General features: G+C 34.6%; 14 protein-coding genes. 5 read left to right on the plus strand and 9 right to left on the minus strand.

Translation table 11 applies throughout. The features are described from left to right. Positions 1–77: 77 nt before the first annotated feature. The 9 genes from rpsA to EZM65_RS07935 form a co-directional block, all read right to left on the minus strand. A complete protein-coding gene (gene rpsA, locus EZM65_RS07895) occupies positions 78–1,844 on the minus strand; it encodes a 30S ribosomal protein S1 (protein ID WP_136668010.1) in 1,767 nt (588 codons plus the stop codon). Positions 1,845–2,096: 252 nt separating this feature from the next. Then, on the minus strand, positions 2,097–2,978 hold the full coding sequence (locus tag EZM65_RS07900) for a cupin-like domain-containing protein (protein ID WP_136668011.1): 882 nt from the start codon (positions 2,976–2,978) through the stop codon (positions 2,097–2,099). A gap of 116 nt (positions 2,979–3,094) precedes the next feature. Then, entirely contained in the window at positions 3,095–4,348 is a 1,254-nt protein-coding gene (locus tag EZM65_RS07905; RefSeq protein WP_136668012.1) for a nucleoside permease, read from the minus strand. A gap of 121 nt (positions 4,349–4,469) precedes the next feature. Next, positions 4,470–5,153 carry a (d)CMP kinase gene (cmk, locus tag EZM65_RS07910; RefSeq protein WP_136668013.1) on the minus strand — a complete coding sequence of 228 codons (684 nt, stop codon included), beginning with the start codon at positions 5,151–5,153 and terminating at the stop codon, positions 4,470–4,472. 3 nt (positions 5,154–5,156) lie between these two features. After that, positions 5,157–6,173, minus strand: a complete 1,017-nt coding sequence (gene porQ / locus EZM65_RS07915; RefSeq protein WP_136668014.1) for a type IX secretion system protein PorQ — start codon at positions 6,171–6,173, stop codon at positions 5,157–5,159. An 89-nt stretch (positions 6,174–6,262) separates the two neighbouring features. After that, positions 6,263–8,713 carry an endopeptidase La gene (gene lon, locus EZM65_RS07920; RefSeq protein ID WP_136668015.1) on the minus strand — a complete coding sequence of 817 codons (2,451 nt, stop codon included), beginning with the start codon at positions 8,711–8,713 and terminating at the stop codon, positions 6,263–6,265. 194 nt (positions 8,714–8,907) lie between these two features. After that, the gene (locus EZM65_RS07925; protein WP_136668016.1) at positions 8,908–9,579 is read right to left on the minus strand and encodes a hypothetical protein; all 672 of its coding nucleotides are present in this window, start codon (positions 9,577–9,579) and stop codon (positions 8,908–8,910) included. A gap of 46 nt (positions 9,580–9,625) precedes the next feature. Continuing rightward, positions 9,626–10,930: an MFS transporter gene (locus tag EZM65_RS07930; protein WP_136668017.1), complete on the minus strand. Its 1,305-nt coding sequence runs from the start codon at positions 10,928–10,930 to the stop codon at positions 9,626–9,628. A 63-nt stretch (positions 10,931–10,993) separates the two neighbouring features. Further along, positions 10,994–11,812, minus strand: a complete 819-nt coding sequence (locus tag EZM65_RS07935; RefSeq protein ID WP_136668018.1) for a M48 family metallopeptidase — start codon at positions 11,810–11,812, stop codon at positions 10,994–10,996. A gap of 149 nt (positions 11,813–11,961) precedes the next feature. Here EZM65_RS07935 and EZM65_RS07940 point away from each other — a divergent pair, with 149 nt between their 5' ends. The 5 genes from EZM65_RS07940 (at position 11,962) to EZM65_RS07960 (ending at position 16,741) form a co-directional block, all read left to right on the plus strand. Continuing rightward, complete coding sequence (locus EZM65_RS07940) at positions 11,962–12,816, plus strand: alpha/beta fold hydrolase (RefSeq protein ID WP_169051675.1); 855 nt, start codon at positions 11,962–11,964, stop codon at positions 12,814–12,816. Then, positions 12,809–13,291: a peptide-methionine (R)-S-oxide reductase MsrB gene (gene msrB / locus EZM65_RS07945; RefSeq protein ID WP_136668019.1), complete on the plus strand. Its 483-nt coding sequence runs from the start codon at positions 12,809–12,811 to the stop codon at positions 13,289–13,291. Before EZM65_RS07940 ends, msrB begins: the two co-directional genes overlap by 8 nt. Positions 13,292–13,355: 64 nt before the next feature. Next, positions 13,356–15,128 carry a long-chain fatty acid--CoA ligase gene (locus tag EZM65_RS07950; RefSeq protein WP_136668020.1) on the plus strand — a complete coding sequence of 591 codons (1,773 nt, stop codon included), beginning with the start codon at positions 13,356–13,358 and terminating at the stop codon, positions 15,126–15,128. An 11-nt stretch (positions 15,129–15,139) separates the two neighbouring features. Beyond that, positions 15,140–16,177, plus strand: coding sequence for a proline iminopeptidase-family hydrolase (locus EZM65_RS07955; protein ID WP_136668021.1), 1,038 nt, complete (start codon positions 15,140–15,142; stop codon positions 16,175–16,177). 120 nt (positions 16,178–16,297) lie between these two features. Further along, a complete protein-coding gene (locus tag EZM65_RS07960) occupies positions 16,298–16,741 on the plus strand; it encodes a MarR family winged helix-turn-helix transcriptional regulator (RefSeq protein WP_136668022.1) in 444 nt (147 codons plus the stop codon). Positions 16,742–16,743: the final 2 nt, after the last annotated feature.

A 16,743-nucleotide genomic window follows, 5' to 3' on the forward strand; every position in this document is an offset into this window, starting at 1 on the left:
ATTTTGTGAGGCTTTTACTATTTACACTTTACTTCGACTATGCTCAGCACAGGCTAGCTCAGTGCAAGAGGAAAATATTATTTCTCTCCTTTTTCCATTTTAGCTTTTAATTCAGCTAAAGCATCGATATCTCCTAAAGTTGATTTCTCAGCTTGTGTAGAAGATGTAGATTTAGATTCAGCTTCTTTAACTACTTTTTCTTCTTCTTCACGGAAGATAGCTGTGTGCGATGCTACAACTCTTTTGAATTCTTTGTTGAACTCAATTACTTTGAAGTCAGCAGTATCACCTTTTTTCAATTTCTTACCATCTTCTTTTTCTAAGTGACGAGTTGGAATGAAAGCAACTACATCATCTCCGAAATCTACAGTTGCACCTTTGTCAACGATTTCAGCAATTGTTCCGTTGTGGATAGTTCCTACAGCGAAAGCATCTTCGTGCTTATCCCAAGGGTTAGCAGTAGTTTGCTTGTGACCTAAAGATAATTTACGTGCATCAACGTCTAATTCTAATACAACTACATCTAATTTATCACCTACGTTAACAAATTCAGATGGGTGTTTGATTTTCTTAGTCCAAGATAAGTCAGAAATGTAAACTAAACCATCGATACCTTCTTCTAATTCTACGAAAATACCAAAATTAGTGAAGTTTCTTACTGTACCAGTGTGTTTAGAACCTACCGGGTATTTAGCAGTAATATCAGTCCATGGATCTTGAGACATTTGTTTGATACCTAAAGACATTTTTCTTTCTTCTCTGTCAAGAGTTAAGATAACCGCCTCAACTGTATCTCCAATTTTCACGAAATCCTGAGCTGAACGTAAGTGTGTAGACCAAGACATTTCAGATACGTGGATTAAACCTTCTACTCCTTCAGCAACTTCGATGAAAGCACCGTAATCAGCTAAAACAACTACTTTACCTTTAACTTTGTCACCAACTTTTAAGTTAGCATCCAATGCATCCCAAGGGTGAGCGTTTAATTGTTTTAAACCTAATTGGATTCTTGTTTTCTCATCATCGAAATCAAGGATTACAACGTTTAATTTTTGATCTAATTCCAATACTTCAGATGGGTGGTTGATTCTTGACCAAGATAAGTCAGTGATGTGGATTAATCCGTCAACACCTCCTAAGTCAATGAATACACCGTAAGAAGTAATGTTTTTAACAACACCTTCTAATACCTGACCTTTTTCTAATTGACCAATGATTTCTTTTTTCTGTACTTCGATATCAGCTTCGATAAGCGCTTTATGAGAAACAACAACGTTTTTGAACTCATGGTTGATTTTAACAACTTTGAATTCCATCATTTTGTTTACATATTGATCGTAGTCACGGATAGGCTTAACATCGATTTGAGAACCTGGTAAGAATGCTTCGATTCCGAATACGTCAACGATCATACCACCTTTAGTTCTGCATTTTACGAAACCATTAACAATTTCTCCTGTTTCATTAGCAGCGATAACTCTGTCCCAAGCTTTGATTGTACGGGCTTTACGGTGTGATAATACTAATTGTCCTGATTTGTCCTCACGGATATCAATTAATACTTCAACTTTATCACCAACTTTTAAGTTAGGATTGTAACGGAACTCGTTTAAAGAAATAACACCTTCAGATTTTGCATTGATATCAACAATAGCATCTCTTTCAGTAATTCTAACAACAACACCTTCTACTACTTCTTCAGCACCTGTAGAAATGAAAGTTTTTGCTACTAAATCTTCAAACTCCTGTAAATTTTTAGCGTCAACAGCATCAATACCTTCTGCATAGTTATGCCAGTTAAAATCTGCTAAAAATTGTTCTTGTGTTTTGTTTAATTCAGACATGTCTGATAAAAAATTTGTATTCTGATTTTCTTGGGTTTCTTATGCAATAGAAAAAACAGAAGCGTTTTACATATAATTAATTGAATACCTTAAGGAAACCCTACCCGCCAAAAGGTGTGCAAAATTAAGAATAATTATTTAATTACCAAAGGTTTGTTTCAGATAGTTAGATTATCAGACTTCTTAGACAGTCAGACTATTAGATTATTAGATTATTGGATGATCAAAGTTTGAAATTTACAGACAAAATCTTTATGCGGTTTGCTTTAATAAATGCGCTTTCAGTTTTTTATGCGTCCTTTTATAAGCCCAGTACTGTTTAAAATCAACCCATTTTTTCTTCAATAGCTTACGCATTAATTTATCAGTATACCTCATTACAAAAACATGATACAACATATTGACAAACTGTAAAGGCTTAGTTGGCAATGCCCGCAGCGACAATGAAAAACCGGCATCCAGATACCGGTTAAAATGCCAAAAAGCACCGGGAATATAAAGCGCATCACCATGTTCCATAAATATTTCATAGCCTTGAGCATACTTTAAAGCCGGAAATTTTTCATAATCAGGATTTTCATAATCCACCTCATAAATAGTATGCACTGAAAGCGGTACTTTATATAAAAAAGGAGACTGTTTTTGATCAAACAGCAAAATGCGTTTGTTTCCTTCAAAATGCACATGAATAAAATCCCCAAGATCTACATCATAATGCATCAAAACCTTAGCTTCACTACCCCCGAAAAAAAGAGTCGGCAGACGTTTAAAAAATTTCATTCCCAAATCAGGATATGTAAAATTATGCAGCAGTTCAGGAAGCCGGTCTGTAATAATATAAAAGAAAATACGTAAATCAGAAGGAGTCGACTGAATATGATTGATATACTCTTTGAATTTCATTTTCACAACCGGTTCACTGGTACTTTTATTGGCATCAGCCGGTTTACTGTCATAAAGCGGTACTATTTGCTCACCTGCTTTTTCCTTAATATAGTCAAAATTCCATTTTTCACCGGCTTCCCATTGTCTGGCAAATCCTTTAATCAGTAACGGCTTCTGTGTCTTATAATAGTTATTTATAAATTCTTCTTTTGTAATCGAACTCACAATATCGGCAGGTTTCAATTCCATATTTTAAAAAATTTAATTCTTAAACATAACTAAGATACTCATAAAATAGTATAGTATTTAAAAATTAAAAAGCCTCTTGTTTCCAAAAGGCTCTTATATTTAAGAAATTATAAAATTTAATGCGTCACACTCTCAACATCTTTTGGATTGTGTTTATGCTTAAACAAAACTGCAAATGCAATGGCAATAACTAAAGCATAAGCCGCAAAAGCAAGCCAGATACTATGCCAGTCTCTTTGTCCGTCAGATGTAAAATATTTATCAATAACATACCCGCTGATCAACCCCCCGAAGAAAGCTCCAAATCCGTTAGACATCATCATAAACAAACCCTGAGCAGATGAACGGATTTTTGAATCTGTAGTAGTCTCCACAAAAAGAGAACCTGATATATTGAAAAAGTCAAATGCCATTCCGTAAACAATACACGATAAAATAATCATCCACAAACCACCCGCAGGATCTCCGTATGCAAATAACCCGAAACGCAATACCCAAGCTAACATAGAAATCAACATTACCTGCTTGATCCCAAAACGTTTCAAGAAGAACGGAATAGCTAAAATGAACAAAGTTTCTGAAATTTGAGAAATAGACATAATTATAGTTGAATACTTCACAACAAACGAATTTGCATATTGGGGAATTTTTTCAAATTCCGACAAATAAGTATCACCGTACATGTTTGTCAATTGTAATGCACCACCCAAGAACATTGAGAAAATGAAAAACAATGCCATTTTATACGTTCCAAAAAGCTTGAATGCATTCAAACCCAGTTTTTCAGTCAATGATGCATTTTCATCCATCAGTTTTTGCGGCGGACAGGCAGGCAATGAAAACGAGTACAATCCTAAAACTACCGCAGAAAAAGCAGAAATGTAAAACATATTCGCTGATGCTTTATTCCCGGTAAGATTAGTAATCCACATCGCTACAATAAATCCAACAGTACCCCATACACGTATAGGCGGAAATACCTTAATTACATCAAAGCTGTTATTCTTTAAAATATTATATGCTACCGAGTTAGACAAAGAAATTGTAGGCATATAACACATCATCGCTGCAAAAATAACCCAGTAAAAAGTTGACGGATTGTCAACCTGCGGTAAATAAGCTATACATAAACCACCTAAAATATGTAAAATTCCATACAATCTTTCTGCATTCAGCCATTTATCTGCTATGATACCTGTCACTGCAGGCATAATAATCGAAGAAATTCCAAGTGTTGAAAAAATTGCTCCAAACTCAGCCCCGCTCCATTGTTTTGTTCCGAACCAATAATTTCCAACAGTAATCAACCACGCCCCCCACACAAAGAACTGAAGAAAGCTCATTAAGGTCAGTCTAAATTTAATATTCATATTTTTTTTTGGTTTTTGTTTGATTTAAAAAGGGCGGTAAATCTATAAAAAAAACATTAGTTAAAACGTTTTCGGTAGAAAATTTATCTACAATTTAAAAAAATCAGTTTACAGGATATATTCAAAGCTTATTTTTGATGATTTCCATTACCTGATCGAATTGCTGCTCACGGGTCAATTCTGAATTATCAACTTCAATGGCATCAGCAGCTTTTACAAGAGGAGAATCCTCACGTGTAGTATCTATATGGTCACGCTGCAACACATTTTCAAGTACTCTGTCATAAGAAACCAGCTGCCCTTTTTCTGTCAGCTCATCAAAACGGCGTTGTGCACGCACATCAGCTCTGGCCGACATGAATAATTTAACTTCAGCATCAGGAAAAACAACTGTACCTATATCACGGCCATCCATCACCACTCCTTTAGCCATTCCCATCTGCTTCTGTTGCTTTACAAGCATTGCACGTACTTCCGAAACCTCGGCTACCTGACTTACAAAACCTGAAACTTCAAGAGAACGGATTTGTTTTTCAACATTAGTCCCGTTCAGATACATTTCTGCAAAACCTAATTCAGGGTTAAATTCAAACTGTAAATTAATTTCGGGGAGTCTTTTAACCAATTCCGATTTATTAAAGTCAAACTGGTCAACCAAACCATTCTGCATGGCAAATAAAGTTACCGCACGGTACATTGCTCCTGTATCTACATAGGCATAGCCTAATTGATTTGCAATCTGCTTAGCTAAAGTACTTTTTCCTGTTGACGAAAATCCGTCTATTGCAATGGTAATTTTTCTCAAAATCTATAAATTAATCATTAATCCAAATATAGAAGTATTTGAAGCCAAAGTATATCTTGAATACGAATAATCAAATCTGAATTTACTAAAACGAATACCAAAACCTGCTGAAAATCCGGCAAAAGTTCTTTGTTCAACCAACTTTAATTCGGCGGCACGACGGAAATTATAACTTAGCCGGAAGTTAATTGCTTTTTTAGGCAATATTTCGGCTCCAAAAATAACGTGACGCATTGCATTTCCTAAAAAAGTTACTTTTTCTTCTTTAACGTTACCATCAATATCAGTTTCTCCGTTGGCAGGATTTGAAAAAGCCACTTTCCATTTTTGCAGATTTTCCAGTGTAAGATGCCAGCGTACCGGTACATTATCGAGTTCCTGAGAAATACCCGCAATAATTTCCAAAGGCATTTTTTCTCTTAATCCATTATAAGTACTCAATTGAGTACCAAAATTTCTAACCGTCAAAGCATAGTTGATATCATTCTCATCGTCTACATAAACCGCTCCGATATCTGCCGCGACTCCAAATGACTGATAAGTCTCCAAAGTAGAGGAAATAAATTTTGCATTGGCACCAATATGCAGTTTTGTCCACGGAACATTATAAGCATAACCTAAAGATAGCGCTAATTCATTCCCTGTAAAATCACCGGTTGGATTTCCCATTTCATCCCTGCCGTCAAATTTTCCATAATTCACATACGTCAATCCTCCATGAAATGTCTGCAAATGTCTGTCATGTGTATAGGCATAAGATACTGTCCCATAACTAACATCCCCTAAATAATTGGCATAGTTAATAGCCAAGCGACCATCCATTTCCTCATTGATTGCAGCAGGATTAAAAAGAGGCTGATTCACATCATAGTCATAAAGTGTTATTACTTTACCTCCTAATGCAGCCTGACGAGGCGAAGACACTAAGTTTAAAAAACGATAAACACTCTCGCCTCCTACTTGTGCAAAAGAAGAAAACGATACCAGAAACAGCAAGAAAGTGATAACTTTTTTATGCATTAACCCAAGCGTTATTTAAAATACTAACGCTGTGGCGAAGATATTATTTTTTAATAAAAAAACGGCTATTTAAAATAGCCGTTTTTCATTTATAACGTTTTAGCGTTTTTTGCTTTATCTTTTGTTATAGCAAGTTCAAGCACTTCACTCATTTCATTTACATAGTGAAACGTTAATCCTTCCAGATAATCCTGATTGATTTCATCTATATCACGCTTGTTTTCCTGACAAAGGATAATTTCTTTAATTTTAGCTCTTTTGGCCGCCAATATCTTTTCTTTGATACCACCAACAGGTAACACTTTACCTCTTAAAGTGATCTCACCAGTCATGGCCAAATGTTTTTTGACTCTTTTTTGTGTCAGCAAAGAAACTAATGATGTCAGCATTGCAATACCTGCGCTAGGTCCGTCTTTAGGTGTTGCTCCTTCTGGGATATGTACGTGGATATTATATTTTGTAAATATTTCTGTATTTATTCCCAATCGTTTGGCATTTGCCTTAACATATTCCATGGCAATCGTAATGGATTCTTTCATTACAGTCCCCATATTTCCGGTAAAAGTCAAACTGCCTTTACCTTCAGATATAATCGATTCAATAAATAAAATATCACCTCCTACACTTGTCCAGGCCAATCCAGTGACTACGCCGGCTGTTTCGTTATTTTCATACTTATCACGTTCTAAACGAGCCGCACCAAGAACTTTTACAATATCCTCATCTGTTATTTTAACATTGTATTCTTCTTCCATAGCAACTGATTTAGCTGCATTTCGAACTACTTGTGCTATTTTCTTTTCCAGACCACGTACACCGGATTCACGGGTATACCCTTCAACAATTTTTTCAATTTGTTTTTTACCAATTGAAAACTGCTTGGAAGTTAATCCGTGTTCCTTAACTTGTTTAGACACCAAATGCTGTCTGGCAATTTCAACTTTTTCCTCAACCGTGTAACCTGTCATCGATATAATTTCCATACGGTCACGAAGCGCTGGCTGTACTGCAGAAATATTATTTGATGTTGCAATAAACATTACTTTAGACAAATCAAATCCCATTTCAAGGAAATTATCATAGAATTCCTTGTTTTGTTCTGGATCCAAAGCTTCAAGCAATGCTGATGAAGGATCACCGTTATGACTGCTTGACAATTTATCTATTTCATCCAGAATGAATACCGGATTTGATGTTTTTGCCTTTTTTAAATTCTGCAAAATACGTCCCGGCATGGCACCTATATAAGTCTTACGGTGACCACGGATTTCCGCTTCATCACGTAAACCTCCCAGTGACATACGTACATACTCACGACCTAAAGCCTCAGCAATAGAACGGCCAATTGACGTTTTACCCACACCCGGAGGTCCTGTAAAACATAAAATTGGTGATTTCATATCATTACGCAGCTTCAGCACAGCTAAATGCTCAATGATACGTTTTTTTATATCGTCCAGACCAAAATGGTCTCTGTCTAGAATTTCTTTGGCACGTTTTAAATCAAAGTTATCCACAGAATATTCATTCCATGGCAATTCTAAAAACAATTCCAGATAATTTCGCTGGATACCAAAATCAGGAGAATTTGGATTGGTACGCTGCAGTTTCTGCACTTCTTTTTCAAAATGCTCACCTACTTTTGCATCCCATTTTTTGGCTTTGGCCTTTTTACGCATTTCTTCAATTTCCTGCTCGGTAGAATTACCCCCCAGTTCTTCCTGGATGGTTTTCATTTGTTGCTGCAGAAAATATTCGCGTTGCTGCTGATCTAAATCAAAGCGGACTTTTGACTGAATGTCGTTCTTCAATTCTAATTTTTGAAGTTCGATATTCATGTGTTTTAACGTTTGAAGCGCTCTTTCTTTCAAATCATGAACTTCTAACAACTCTTGTTTTTCCTGAGCAGTCAGATTCATATTTGAAGAAACGAAGTTTATTAAAAAAGGATTACTTTCGATATTTTTTATAGCAAAAGTAGCTTCGGTAGGAATATTCGGACTCTCTTTAATAATTTGAATTGCCAATTCCCTGATTGATTCAATTATAGCCGAAAATTCTTTGTCCTTGTCTTTTGGCCGTACTTCAGGAACTTCTTTGATAGTAGCTCTTAAATAAGGTTCCGTTGTTGTTACCTTATCAATCTCAAAGCGTTTTTTACCTTGAAGAATAACTGTCACATTTCCGTCAGGCATTTTTAAAATGCGAAGAATACGGGCAACAGTACCCACTTTATTGATTTGTTCCTCGGTAGGATCTTCATCCTCTTCATCTTTTTGAGAGACAACACCAATTATTTTATCCAATGCATTAGCGTCATTTAACAATTTAATAGATTTATCACGGCCTGCGGTAATAGGAATTACAACACCGGGAAATAAAACGGTATTACGCAAAGGAAGAATAGGCAAATCTGCAGGAAGTTCTTCCTTATTCATTTCTTCTTCATCCTCCGGAGTCAATAACGGAATCAAATCGGCTTCATGATCCAACTCTTGGAATGACAAACTGTCAATAGTAAGTATTTTTTGTTGAGACATATATAAATTAAGTCATTTTGTCATTAAACACAATGGTTTAGTATTGCAAAGATACTGCAACAAAAACCTTTATCTTACTGAAAATCAATAAATAAAAAAATTTATAATATTCCCAGCATTGTAATAAGTCAAGATTTATGCCATAAAAAATCCCGAAACGATTGTTTCGGGATTTTAGTTTAAATAAATATCTTCTAATTTAATATATAGTTTGTCAATTCTGATATTATTGTAGAACCATTTTCGGTAGTTTCATTTTTAACAATTCCAATATCTTTAGAGAACCAGTAATTAGTTTCTGCAATTTGCCCGTCAACATTGATTTTTACATAGGATTTAATAACATTACTGTAATTAACACCTTTTACATTGACACTGATATCTTTTTCAATTATTTTACCAGTAACAGAAACCGGTATGGATTGAGATCCATAACCACTTATTTTTACTGTCAGTTTAAAATTCTGAGACCATGTTTGATTTACATTAAGATCATCTCTTAAAATAATAACCTCCATAGGAGAAACTGTTGCATTATAAGCAGGCATTTCAATAACAGTTCTTGAAAAATATTTTGCTCCCGATTTAGCAAACCAAATTTTAATTGAATAACCTAACTCCGTAGAAGTAGCTTCTGTATCAACCTGATAATAAACTTTATTATTAAGATTTTCTTTATTTATAATAAGAAGATCATCTGTCTGGTCAAATTGATCAACATAACTCCATTTGTTATTCACAGCTAAAGGCATATAATTACCTGTAGAAGTCCCATTATTCACTTCATCCTCTCCACCGCATGAAGTTAAAAACAGTGTTAAAAATGCAAAAAAAGCAAAGATTAATAATCTTAATTTAGTTTTCATTATTTTTAATTTAGAATACAAAACAAATATACATTATATAACCTCATTAATCATCTTTTCTCGGCACTCTTAAAAGAAGAAAGGCTCCAATAATAAAAAAGACTCCTAAAAAAAGAGCCGAATTTCTCATACTTCCAGTAATCTGATCAATTGCACCATAGATTGACATTCCAATAACAATCCCTATTTTTTCAGTTACATCATAAAAACTGAAATAAGAAGCCGTATCTTGCGTATCGGGTAAAAACTTGGAATAAGTAGATCGGGCTAACGATTGAGTTCCACCCATTACTAATCCTACGAAACCGCCAATACAATAAAATTCCGTTGGGGTTTTAGCAAAATAAGCTACCAAACATAAAATCACCCAAAATATATTTAAAACGATCAGAACTTTAATATTTCCAAATTTTTCAGATGCTCTTGAAGTAAGAAAAGCACCTAAAACAGCTACTAATTGAATAAGTAAAATACTTACTATCAATCCTGAAGTTTTTTGATTTTCCGTTTCCCATGCTATTTCTTCTGCTCCAAAATAAGTAGCAACGAGCATAAAAGTCTGTACTGCCATTATAAATACAAAATAGCTAATAAGGTAACGCTTTAAAACAATATTCACCTTAACATCTTTCCAAACATTTTTTAACTCATGATACCCGTCCAATACAACAGCTTTTGTTAATTTATGTCCTAATGAAATTCCTTTTGGCAAATAATAATAGGTTACATGACTAAATCCAATCCACCATATACCGGTCATAACAAATGAGTAGCGCATCATTTGTAGATGATCCTTCAAAGGTGCTTCCTTAGGAACTGACATAACCATAACCAAGTTAATGATCAATAAAACAGTACTGCCAATATAGCCCATAGAAAAACCACGGGCACTCACCCTGTCCTGCTGTTCTGGATAGGCAATATCAGGTAAATAAGAATTATAAAATACTAGACTTGCCCAATAACCAATAAGTCCAAACAAATAGATAGTATAACTGATAAAAAAATGCTCAGGTGTAAACCAATACAATCCAATACATGACAGTCCGCCCAAATAACAGAAAAATCTAAGAAACACCAATTTATTGCCAATATAATCAGCAATACCTGACAAGATGGGAGAAATCACTGCAACTATCAGAAAAGCGATGGCAGTGACAAAAGAAATAACTGCCGTATTTTTAAATTGATAACCTAGAATATCAACAAATTTTAATTGGCTTCTAAAAATTAAATCATAAAAAATGGGAAAAATAGACGAAACAATAGTTAATGTATAAACTGAATTTGCCCAATCATAAAATGCCCATGCATTTAATAATTTTTTATCACCTTTTTGAAGTGGCTGCATATGTTTCTGAAGTTCGTTAAAAATAAAAGCCCCGAATCTACGGGGCTTCTAAAGTACTATTTTTTATTTAAATACAACACCAAATTTTGCAGCTTCGGTTTTTACCTGAGGGATTTGCTTTTTCAAATTAGCAATACGGGTTTCATTACTTGGGTGGGTACTCAAAAATTCAGGTGGTGCCTGTCCTCCTGCCAAAGCAGACATCCGTTCCCAAACATAAACGGCATTTTCAGGATTATACCCGGCAATTGCCATCAGCAACAAACCAATTTGGTCAGCCTCTGATTCGTGGGCACGGCTGAAAGGAAGCATTCCTCCCAATTGAGTAGCCAATCCATAATACTGCATAAATTCCTGCTGCTGCTGCTGTGATTTATTACCTGTAGCCACTGCAACACCCACTGCACCTGCCTGCTGCAATAATCCTGCACTCATACGTTGCTGTCCGTGATTTGCCAGTGCATGAGCCACTTCGTGTCCCATAACTGCCGCCATACCTGCCTCATCCTTGGTTATAGGTAAAATTCCTGTATACACCACTATTTTTCCGCCAGGCATACACCAGGCATTCACTTCTTTACTGTCAACCAGATTGTACTCCCATGCATAATCTTTCAAATATGTTGGATTACCATTGGCATTAAGCCATTTTTCAGCTGCGGTTTTAATTTTCATTCCTACTGATTCTACTCTTTTGGCATCAGCTGTTCCTTTTATTACTTTATTTTCAGTTAAAAACTGACTGTATTGCTGAAAAGCCATAGGGAAAATCTGGCTGTCAGGAACAAGAGCCATTGTACTTTTTCCTGTAAAAGGGTTTTTTGCACAGGCAAATGCTAAAGCCAGAACTCCTAAACCCGATATAATAACACTTTTTTTCATAATTTGTCTGTTTACTTTTGGATTGTAAAAATAATACTTTTTGATTACTTTTTCTTACACTGATTTTTCAAAATTTATCATTATTTTAAGACTCAAAATTTATACCAAACGATAAAAAAGCATTAAATTGCATATCAAAAAAATTTATTTTGAAAAAAAAGAAACAACAGGGTATCGAAGTACCTAAACCTATAATTTATTTAGCAAAAACATTACAGTTTATATCAACAGATTGGGCAACAAAATTTGGAGCTGCAATTTTCACTACCCCAATAAAACATAAAACTCCGAAAAGAGAATGGCATATGGCTGAAGACTCAAAAAAAGAGTTGGTCTATATACCTAAAATAAATAAAAAAGTAGTCGTTTATCATTACGGAGACAGCCCCAAAAAAGTGCTGCTGGTTCATGGTTGGTCAGGCAGAGGAACACAGTTGGTTAAGTTTGCTGATGAATTGCTGAAAAAAGGATATTCAACAATAAGTTATGATGCACCGGCACATGGAAAATCAGATACAAAAACCACTTTAATGCCGGAATTTATTGCAGCGAATCTTGAATTGGAAAAATTATACGGTCCATTTGATTATGCAATAGGTCATTCTCTTGGAGGCATGGCTTTATTAAATTCAGTAAAAAGGGGGCTTGCTGTAAAAAAACTGGTAATAATAGGAAGCGGTGACAAAATAATAGATATTTTGCATGAATTTGTAAAAAAAATGAGACTCAAACCTATAGTGGCTGAAAAAATGAAAGCCCTTTTTGAGAAAAAATTTGGTGAACCAATGGAAAATTACGCAGCACATCACGCCGCAAAAAGCGTCAAAATTCCAACATTAGTGATACATGACATAAATGACTATGAAGTGCCCGTAGAATGTGGTATTAACATTCACAAACACTTGGAAAAAGGAGAATTTTTCGAAACACAGAAATTAGGGCATCGAAAAATTTTAGGAGATGACACAGTAATTAATAAGGCTTTACATTTCATTAATGAGTAGTTTATTAAAATATTTGGTTCTAATTACTATTCTGTTCTTTCAATCATGTATAGGACAGGAAAAAAAATCTATTAAAACAAATAAAGTGGAATACAAAATTGTAAAATCAGACGCTGAGTGGAAAGCGCAATTGGGTGAAGATAAATATAGAATTCTAAGAGAAAAAGGAACGGAATATCCTAATACAGGAGAATATAATCTGCATTTTGAAAAAGGAACATATGTATGTGGTGGCTGCGGTGAACCTCTCTTCTCTTCCGATTCAAAATTTGAGTCTCATTGTGGCTGGCCTTCTTTTGATAAAACATTGCCCGGAAAGGTTGAATATAAAAAAGATACAAGTCATGGTATGGTGCGAACAGAAATCCTGTGCGCAAAATGCGGTGGTCATTTAGGACATGTTTTTGATGACGGTCCAACTAAAACAGGAACACGTTTTTGTGTAAATTCTCTATCAATTGATTTTAAAAAATAAACATTTCCATATATTTACGTTAAATTTCTTTTATTTGCACTATTAACTATACCTATATTACATAATGACCAAAATTACCCGATTATTCGACTTCCCATACTATCAGCTGGAAAAAAACAATTTGCCTGATGCTCTTGTAACTAAATATAACGGTGAATGGGTTAAAACATCCACACAGGAATATATTGATAAAGCAAATGCAATTTCCAGAGCTTTAATAGCAATTGGAGTTCAAAAAAATGATAAAATAGCCATCATTTCATCTACCAACAGAACAGAATGGAATATCATGGATATCGGGGCTTTACAAACCGGAGCCCAGACAGTACCAATTTACCCTACTATTTCTGAAAAAGATTACGAATACATATTAAATCATTCAGAATCAAAATACTGCTTTGTATCAGATGTTGAAGTTTTAAGAAAATTAAACGAAATCAAGGCTAATGTGCCATCGCTTGCAGGAGTTTACACTTTTGATGAAATTTCTGGAGAAAATAACTGGAAAGATTTATTAGCCATAGGAAAAGACAATTCAACACAAAACTTTGTTGAAGAAAGAAAAAGCAATGTAAAACCAACCGATTTAGCTACAATCATCTATACTTCCGGAACAACAGGAAAACCAAAGGGAGTTATGCTGTCTCACAACAATATTGTATCAAACGTTATTGACAGTTCTGACAGAATTCCAATTGAAGAAGGTCAGGCAAGAGCAATGAGTTTCTTGCCAGTTTGCCATATTTTCGAAAGAATGATTCTATACATTTATCAATACTATTCGATATCGATTTATTTTGGCGAATCCATTGATAAAATTTCGGATAACTTCAAAGAAGTTAAACCTGATGTATTTTCAGTTGTCCCCCGACTACTTGAGAAAGTATATGATAAGATTTATGCGAAAGGAACCGAATTAACCGGTATCAAGAAAAAACTATTTTTCTGGGCTATCGATTTAGGTTTAAAATATGAGCCTTATGGCAAAAATGGTTTTTTATATGAATTCCAATTAAAAATTGCACGTAAATTAATATTCAGCAAATGGCAGGAAGCACTTGGTGGAAACGTTAAATTAATGGTTTCGGGAAGTGCCGCTTTACAAACCCGCTTAACAAGAGTATTCGCAGCCGCAGGAATGCCTGTTATGGAAGGTTACGGTTTAACCGAAACTTCTCCTGTAATCTCTGTTAATGATATGCGTAATGGCTTATTTAGAATAGGTACAGTTGGAAAACTAATTAAAAACGTTGAAGTTAAAATTGCCGAAGACGGAGAGATTCTTTGTAAAGGACCAAATGTAATGATGGGCTATTATAAAGACGAGCAACAAACTGCAGATGTTATTAAAGATGGGTACTTCCATACAGGTGATATTGGTGAATTTGACAAGGATGGTTTCTTAAGAATTACAGACCGTAAAAAAGAGATGTTCAAAACATCTGGTGGTAAATATATCGCACCTCAAATTCTTGAAAACACATTCAAACAATCTCGTTTTATAGAACAAATCATGGTAATTGGAGATGGACAAAAAATGCCAGCTGCTATTATTCAACCTTCATTTGATTTTGTAAAAGAATGGGCACAAATCCATAAAATAAATATTGGAGGCACAAATGAAGAAATTATTTCGAACCCTGAAGTTATCAATAGAATCCAACAGGAAATAGATACTTATAATACTAAATTCGGTAACTGGGAAAAAATCAAACGTTTTGAACTAACACCTGATTTATGGACGATAGACGGTGGCCATCTTACTCCTACGTTAAAATTAAAACGTAAAGTAGTATTAGAAAAATACAAAGGACTTTACGAAAAGATATATAACTAAATTTAATTGTTATGAAACTTAAACTTCTTCTTTGTTTTTCACTAATTATGGTAACTTTCTTTAATTGTAAAAACAAAGAGGAAGTTTCTCATTTAAATTACTTCGATTATTCAAATCCGGAAGATCAATATACGGGAGGAATCAGAATGATTCCTATTAAAACTCCTGCCGGCGAATTTAAAGTGTGGACAAAACGCATCGGAAACAATCCCAAAATTAAAGTACTCCTGCTTCATGGTGGTCCCGGGGTTACTCACGAATTATACGAATGTTTTGACGGCTATTTCCCTAAAGAAGGCATCGAATACATTTATTACGACCAATTAGGATCCTATTACAGTGATCAGCCAGATGATAACCGGCTTTGGACAAACGATCGTTTCGTAGATGAAGTCGAACAAGTCCGCAAAGCATTAGGTTTAAACAAAGACAACTTCTATTTATTGGGACAATCCTGGGGCGGAATCCTTGCCATGGAATATGCTTTCAAACATCAGAACAATTTAAAAGGGTTGATTATTTCCAATATGATGTCCAGCGCTCCTTTATATAATAAGTATGCCGAAGAAGTTTTAGGACCAAAACTGCCCAAAGACGTTTTTGAGCAGATCAAAACTTTCGAAAAAAACAAAGATTATCACAATCCAAAATATCAGGAACTGCTTTTCAAATATTATTATACAGAGCATATTTTAAGAAAACCACTAAATAAATGGCCGGAAGCTGTCAACAGATGTTTCAAACATCTTAACCCTAATGTTTATATTTTTATGCAGGGACCGAGTGAATTTGGAATTACGGGAAATGCAACCTTAAAAAATTGGGATGTCAGAGATAAATTAAAAAGTATTTCCGTACCCACATTAGTAATTGGCTCTAAACATGACACCATGGATCCCAAACATATGGAATGGATGTCAAAAGAAGTACAAAACGGAAGATTTCTTTTTTGTCCAAATGGAAGCCATCTTTCACAATACGATGATCAAAAAACATACATCCTGGGAGTCATAAAATTCCTAAATGACGTAAACGAAAATAAATTTTAATCTCTCAAACCCTTTTTCTGTAAGGGTTTTTTATTTTTTTTATATGCACGCATAAAAAAATTATTAATTTATTATGCATGCATACTATTTTTTATTATATTTGATTTTCCAAAATTAAATATGAAAGATAAAACTATAGATTATATACTTCGTTCTACATGGCAGGCAGTTGCCCGTATGTATAATGAAGAAGCTTCAAAATACGAAGGCTCTATGGCTATTGGTTTTGCCCTTTTAAGTATAGACCGCGAAGAAGGAACCCCTTCTACAAAAATCAGCAGCCGTATGGGAATGGAGGCTACAAGCTTAACCAGAACCCTTAAAACATTAGAAGAAAAAGGTTTAATTATCAGAAAACCAAACCCTAATGACGGACGTGGTGTTTTAATTTACTTAACCGAAGAAGGAAAACTAAAGCGTGAGCTTTCCAAACAAACAGTTTTAAAATTTAATGAAACTGTAAAGCAGCATATTCCCGAGGAAAAATTGATTCATTTTGTGGAAGTTGCCGAAGTAATAAACGAATTAATTCAAGATAAAAACATATTCAATCAACCAGAATAAAA

The sequence above is a fragment of the Flavobacterium sp. H122 genome (assembly GCF_004959765.1).
GTDB lineage: Bacteria > Bacteroidota > Bacteroidia > Flavobacteriales > Flavobacteriaceae > Flavobacterium.

What these genes read in the sequence shown, in the direction of transcription:
- rpsA (WP_136668010.1), bottom strand. Translation starts at nt 1,844, where the DNA reads ATGTCTGAATTAAACAAAACACAAGAACAATTTTTAGCAGATTTTAAC.
- EZM65_RS07900 (WP_136668011.1), bottom strand. Translation starts at nt 2,978, where the DNA reads ATGGAATTGAAACCTGCCGATATTGTGAGTTCGATTACAAAAGAAGAA.
- EZM65_RS07905 (WP_136668012.1), bottom strand. Translation starts at nt 4,348, where the DNA reads ATGAATATTAAATTTAGACTGACCTTAATGAGCTTTCTTCAGTTCTTT.
- porQ (WP_136668014.1), bottom strand. Translation starts at nt 6,173, where the DNA reads ATGCATAAAAAAGTTATCACTTTCTTGCTGTTTCTGGTATCGTTTTCT.
- lon (WP_136668015.1), bottom strand. Translation starts at nt 8,713, where the DNA reads ATGTCTCAACAAAAAATACTTACTATTGACAGTTTGTCATTCCAAGAG.
- EZM65_RS07925 (WP_136668016.1), bottom strand. Translation starts at nt 9,579, where the DNA reads ATGAAAACTAAATTAAGATTATTAATCTTTGCTTTTTTTGCATTTTTA.
- EZM65_RS07930 (WP_136668017.1), bottom strand. Translation starts at nt 10,930, where the DNA reads ATGCAGCCACTTCAAAAAGGTGATAAAAAATTATTAAATGCATGGGCA.
- EZM65_RS07935 (WP_136668018.1), bottom strand. Translation starts at nt 11,812, where the DNA reads ATGAAAAAAAGTGTTATTATATCGGGTTTAGGAGTTCTGGCTTTAGCA.
- msrB (WP_136668019.1), top strand. Translation starts at nt 12,809, where the DNA reads ATGAGTAGTTTATTAAAATATTTGGTTCTAATTACTATTCTGTTCTTT.
- EZM65_RS07950 (WP_136668020.1), top strand. Translation starts at nt 13,356, where the DNA reads ATGACCAAAATTACCCGATTATTCGACTTCCCATACTATCAGCTGGAA.
- EZM65_RS07955 (WP_136668021.1), top strand. Translation starts at nt 15,140, where the DNA reads ATGAAACTTAAACTTCTTCTTTGTTTTTCACTAATTATGGTAACTTTC.
- EZM65_RS07960 (WP_136668022.1), top strand. Translation starts at nt 16,298, where the DNA reads ATGAAAGATAAAACTATAGATTATATACTTCGTTCTACATGGCAGGCA.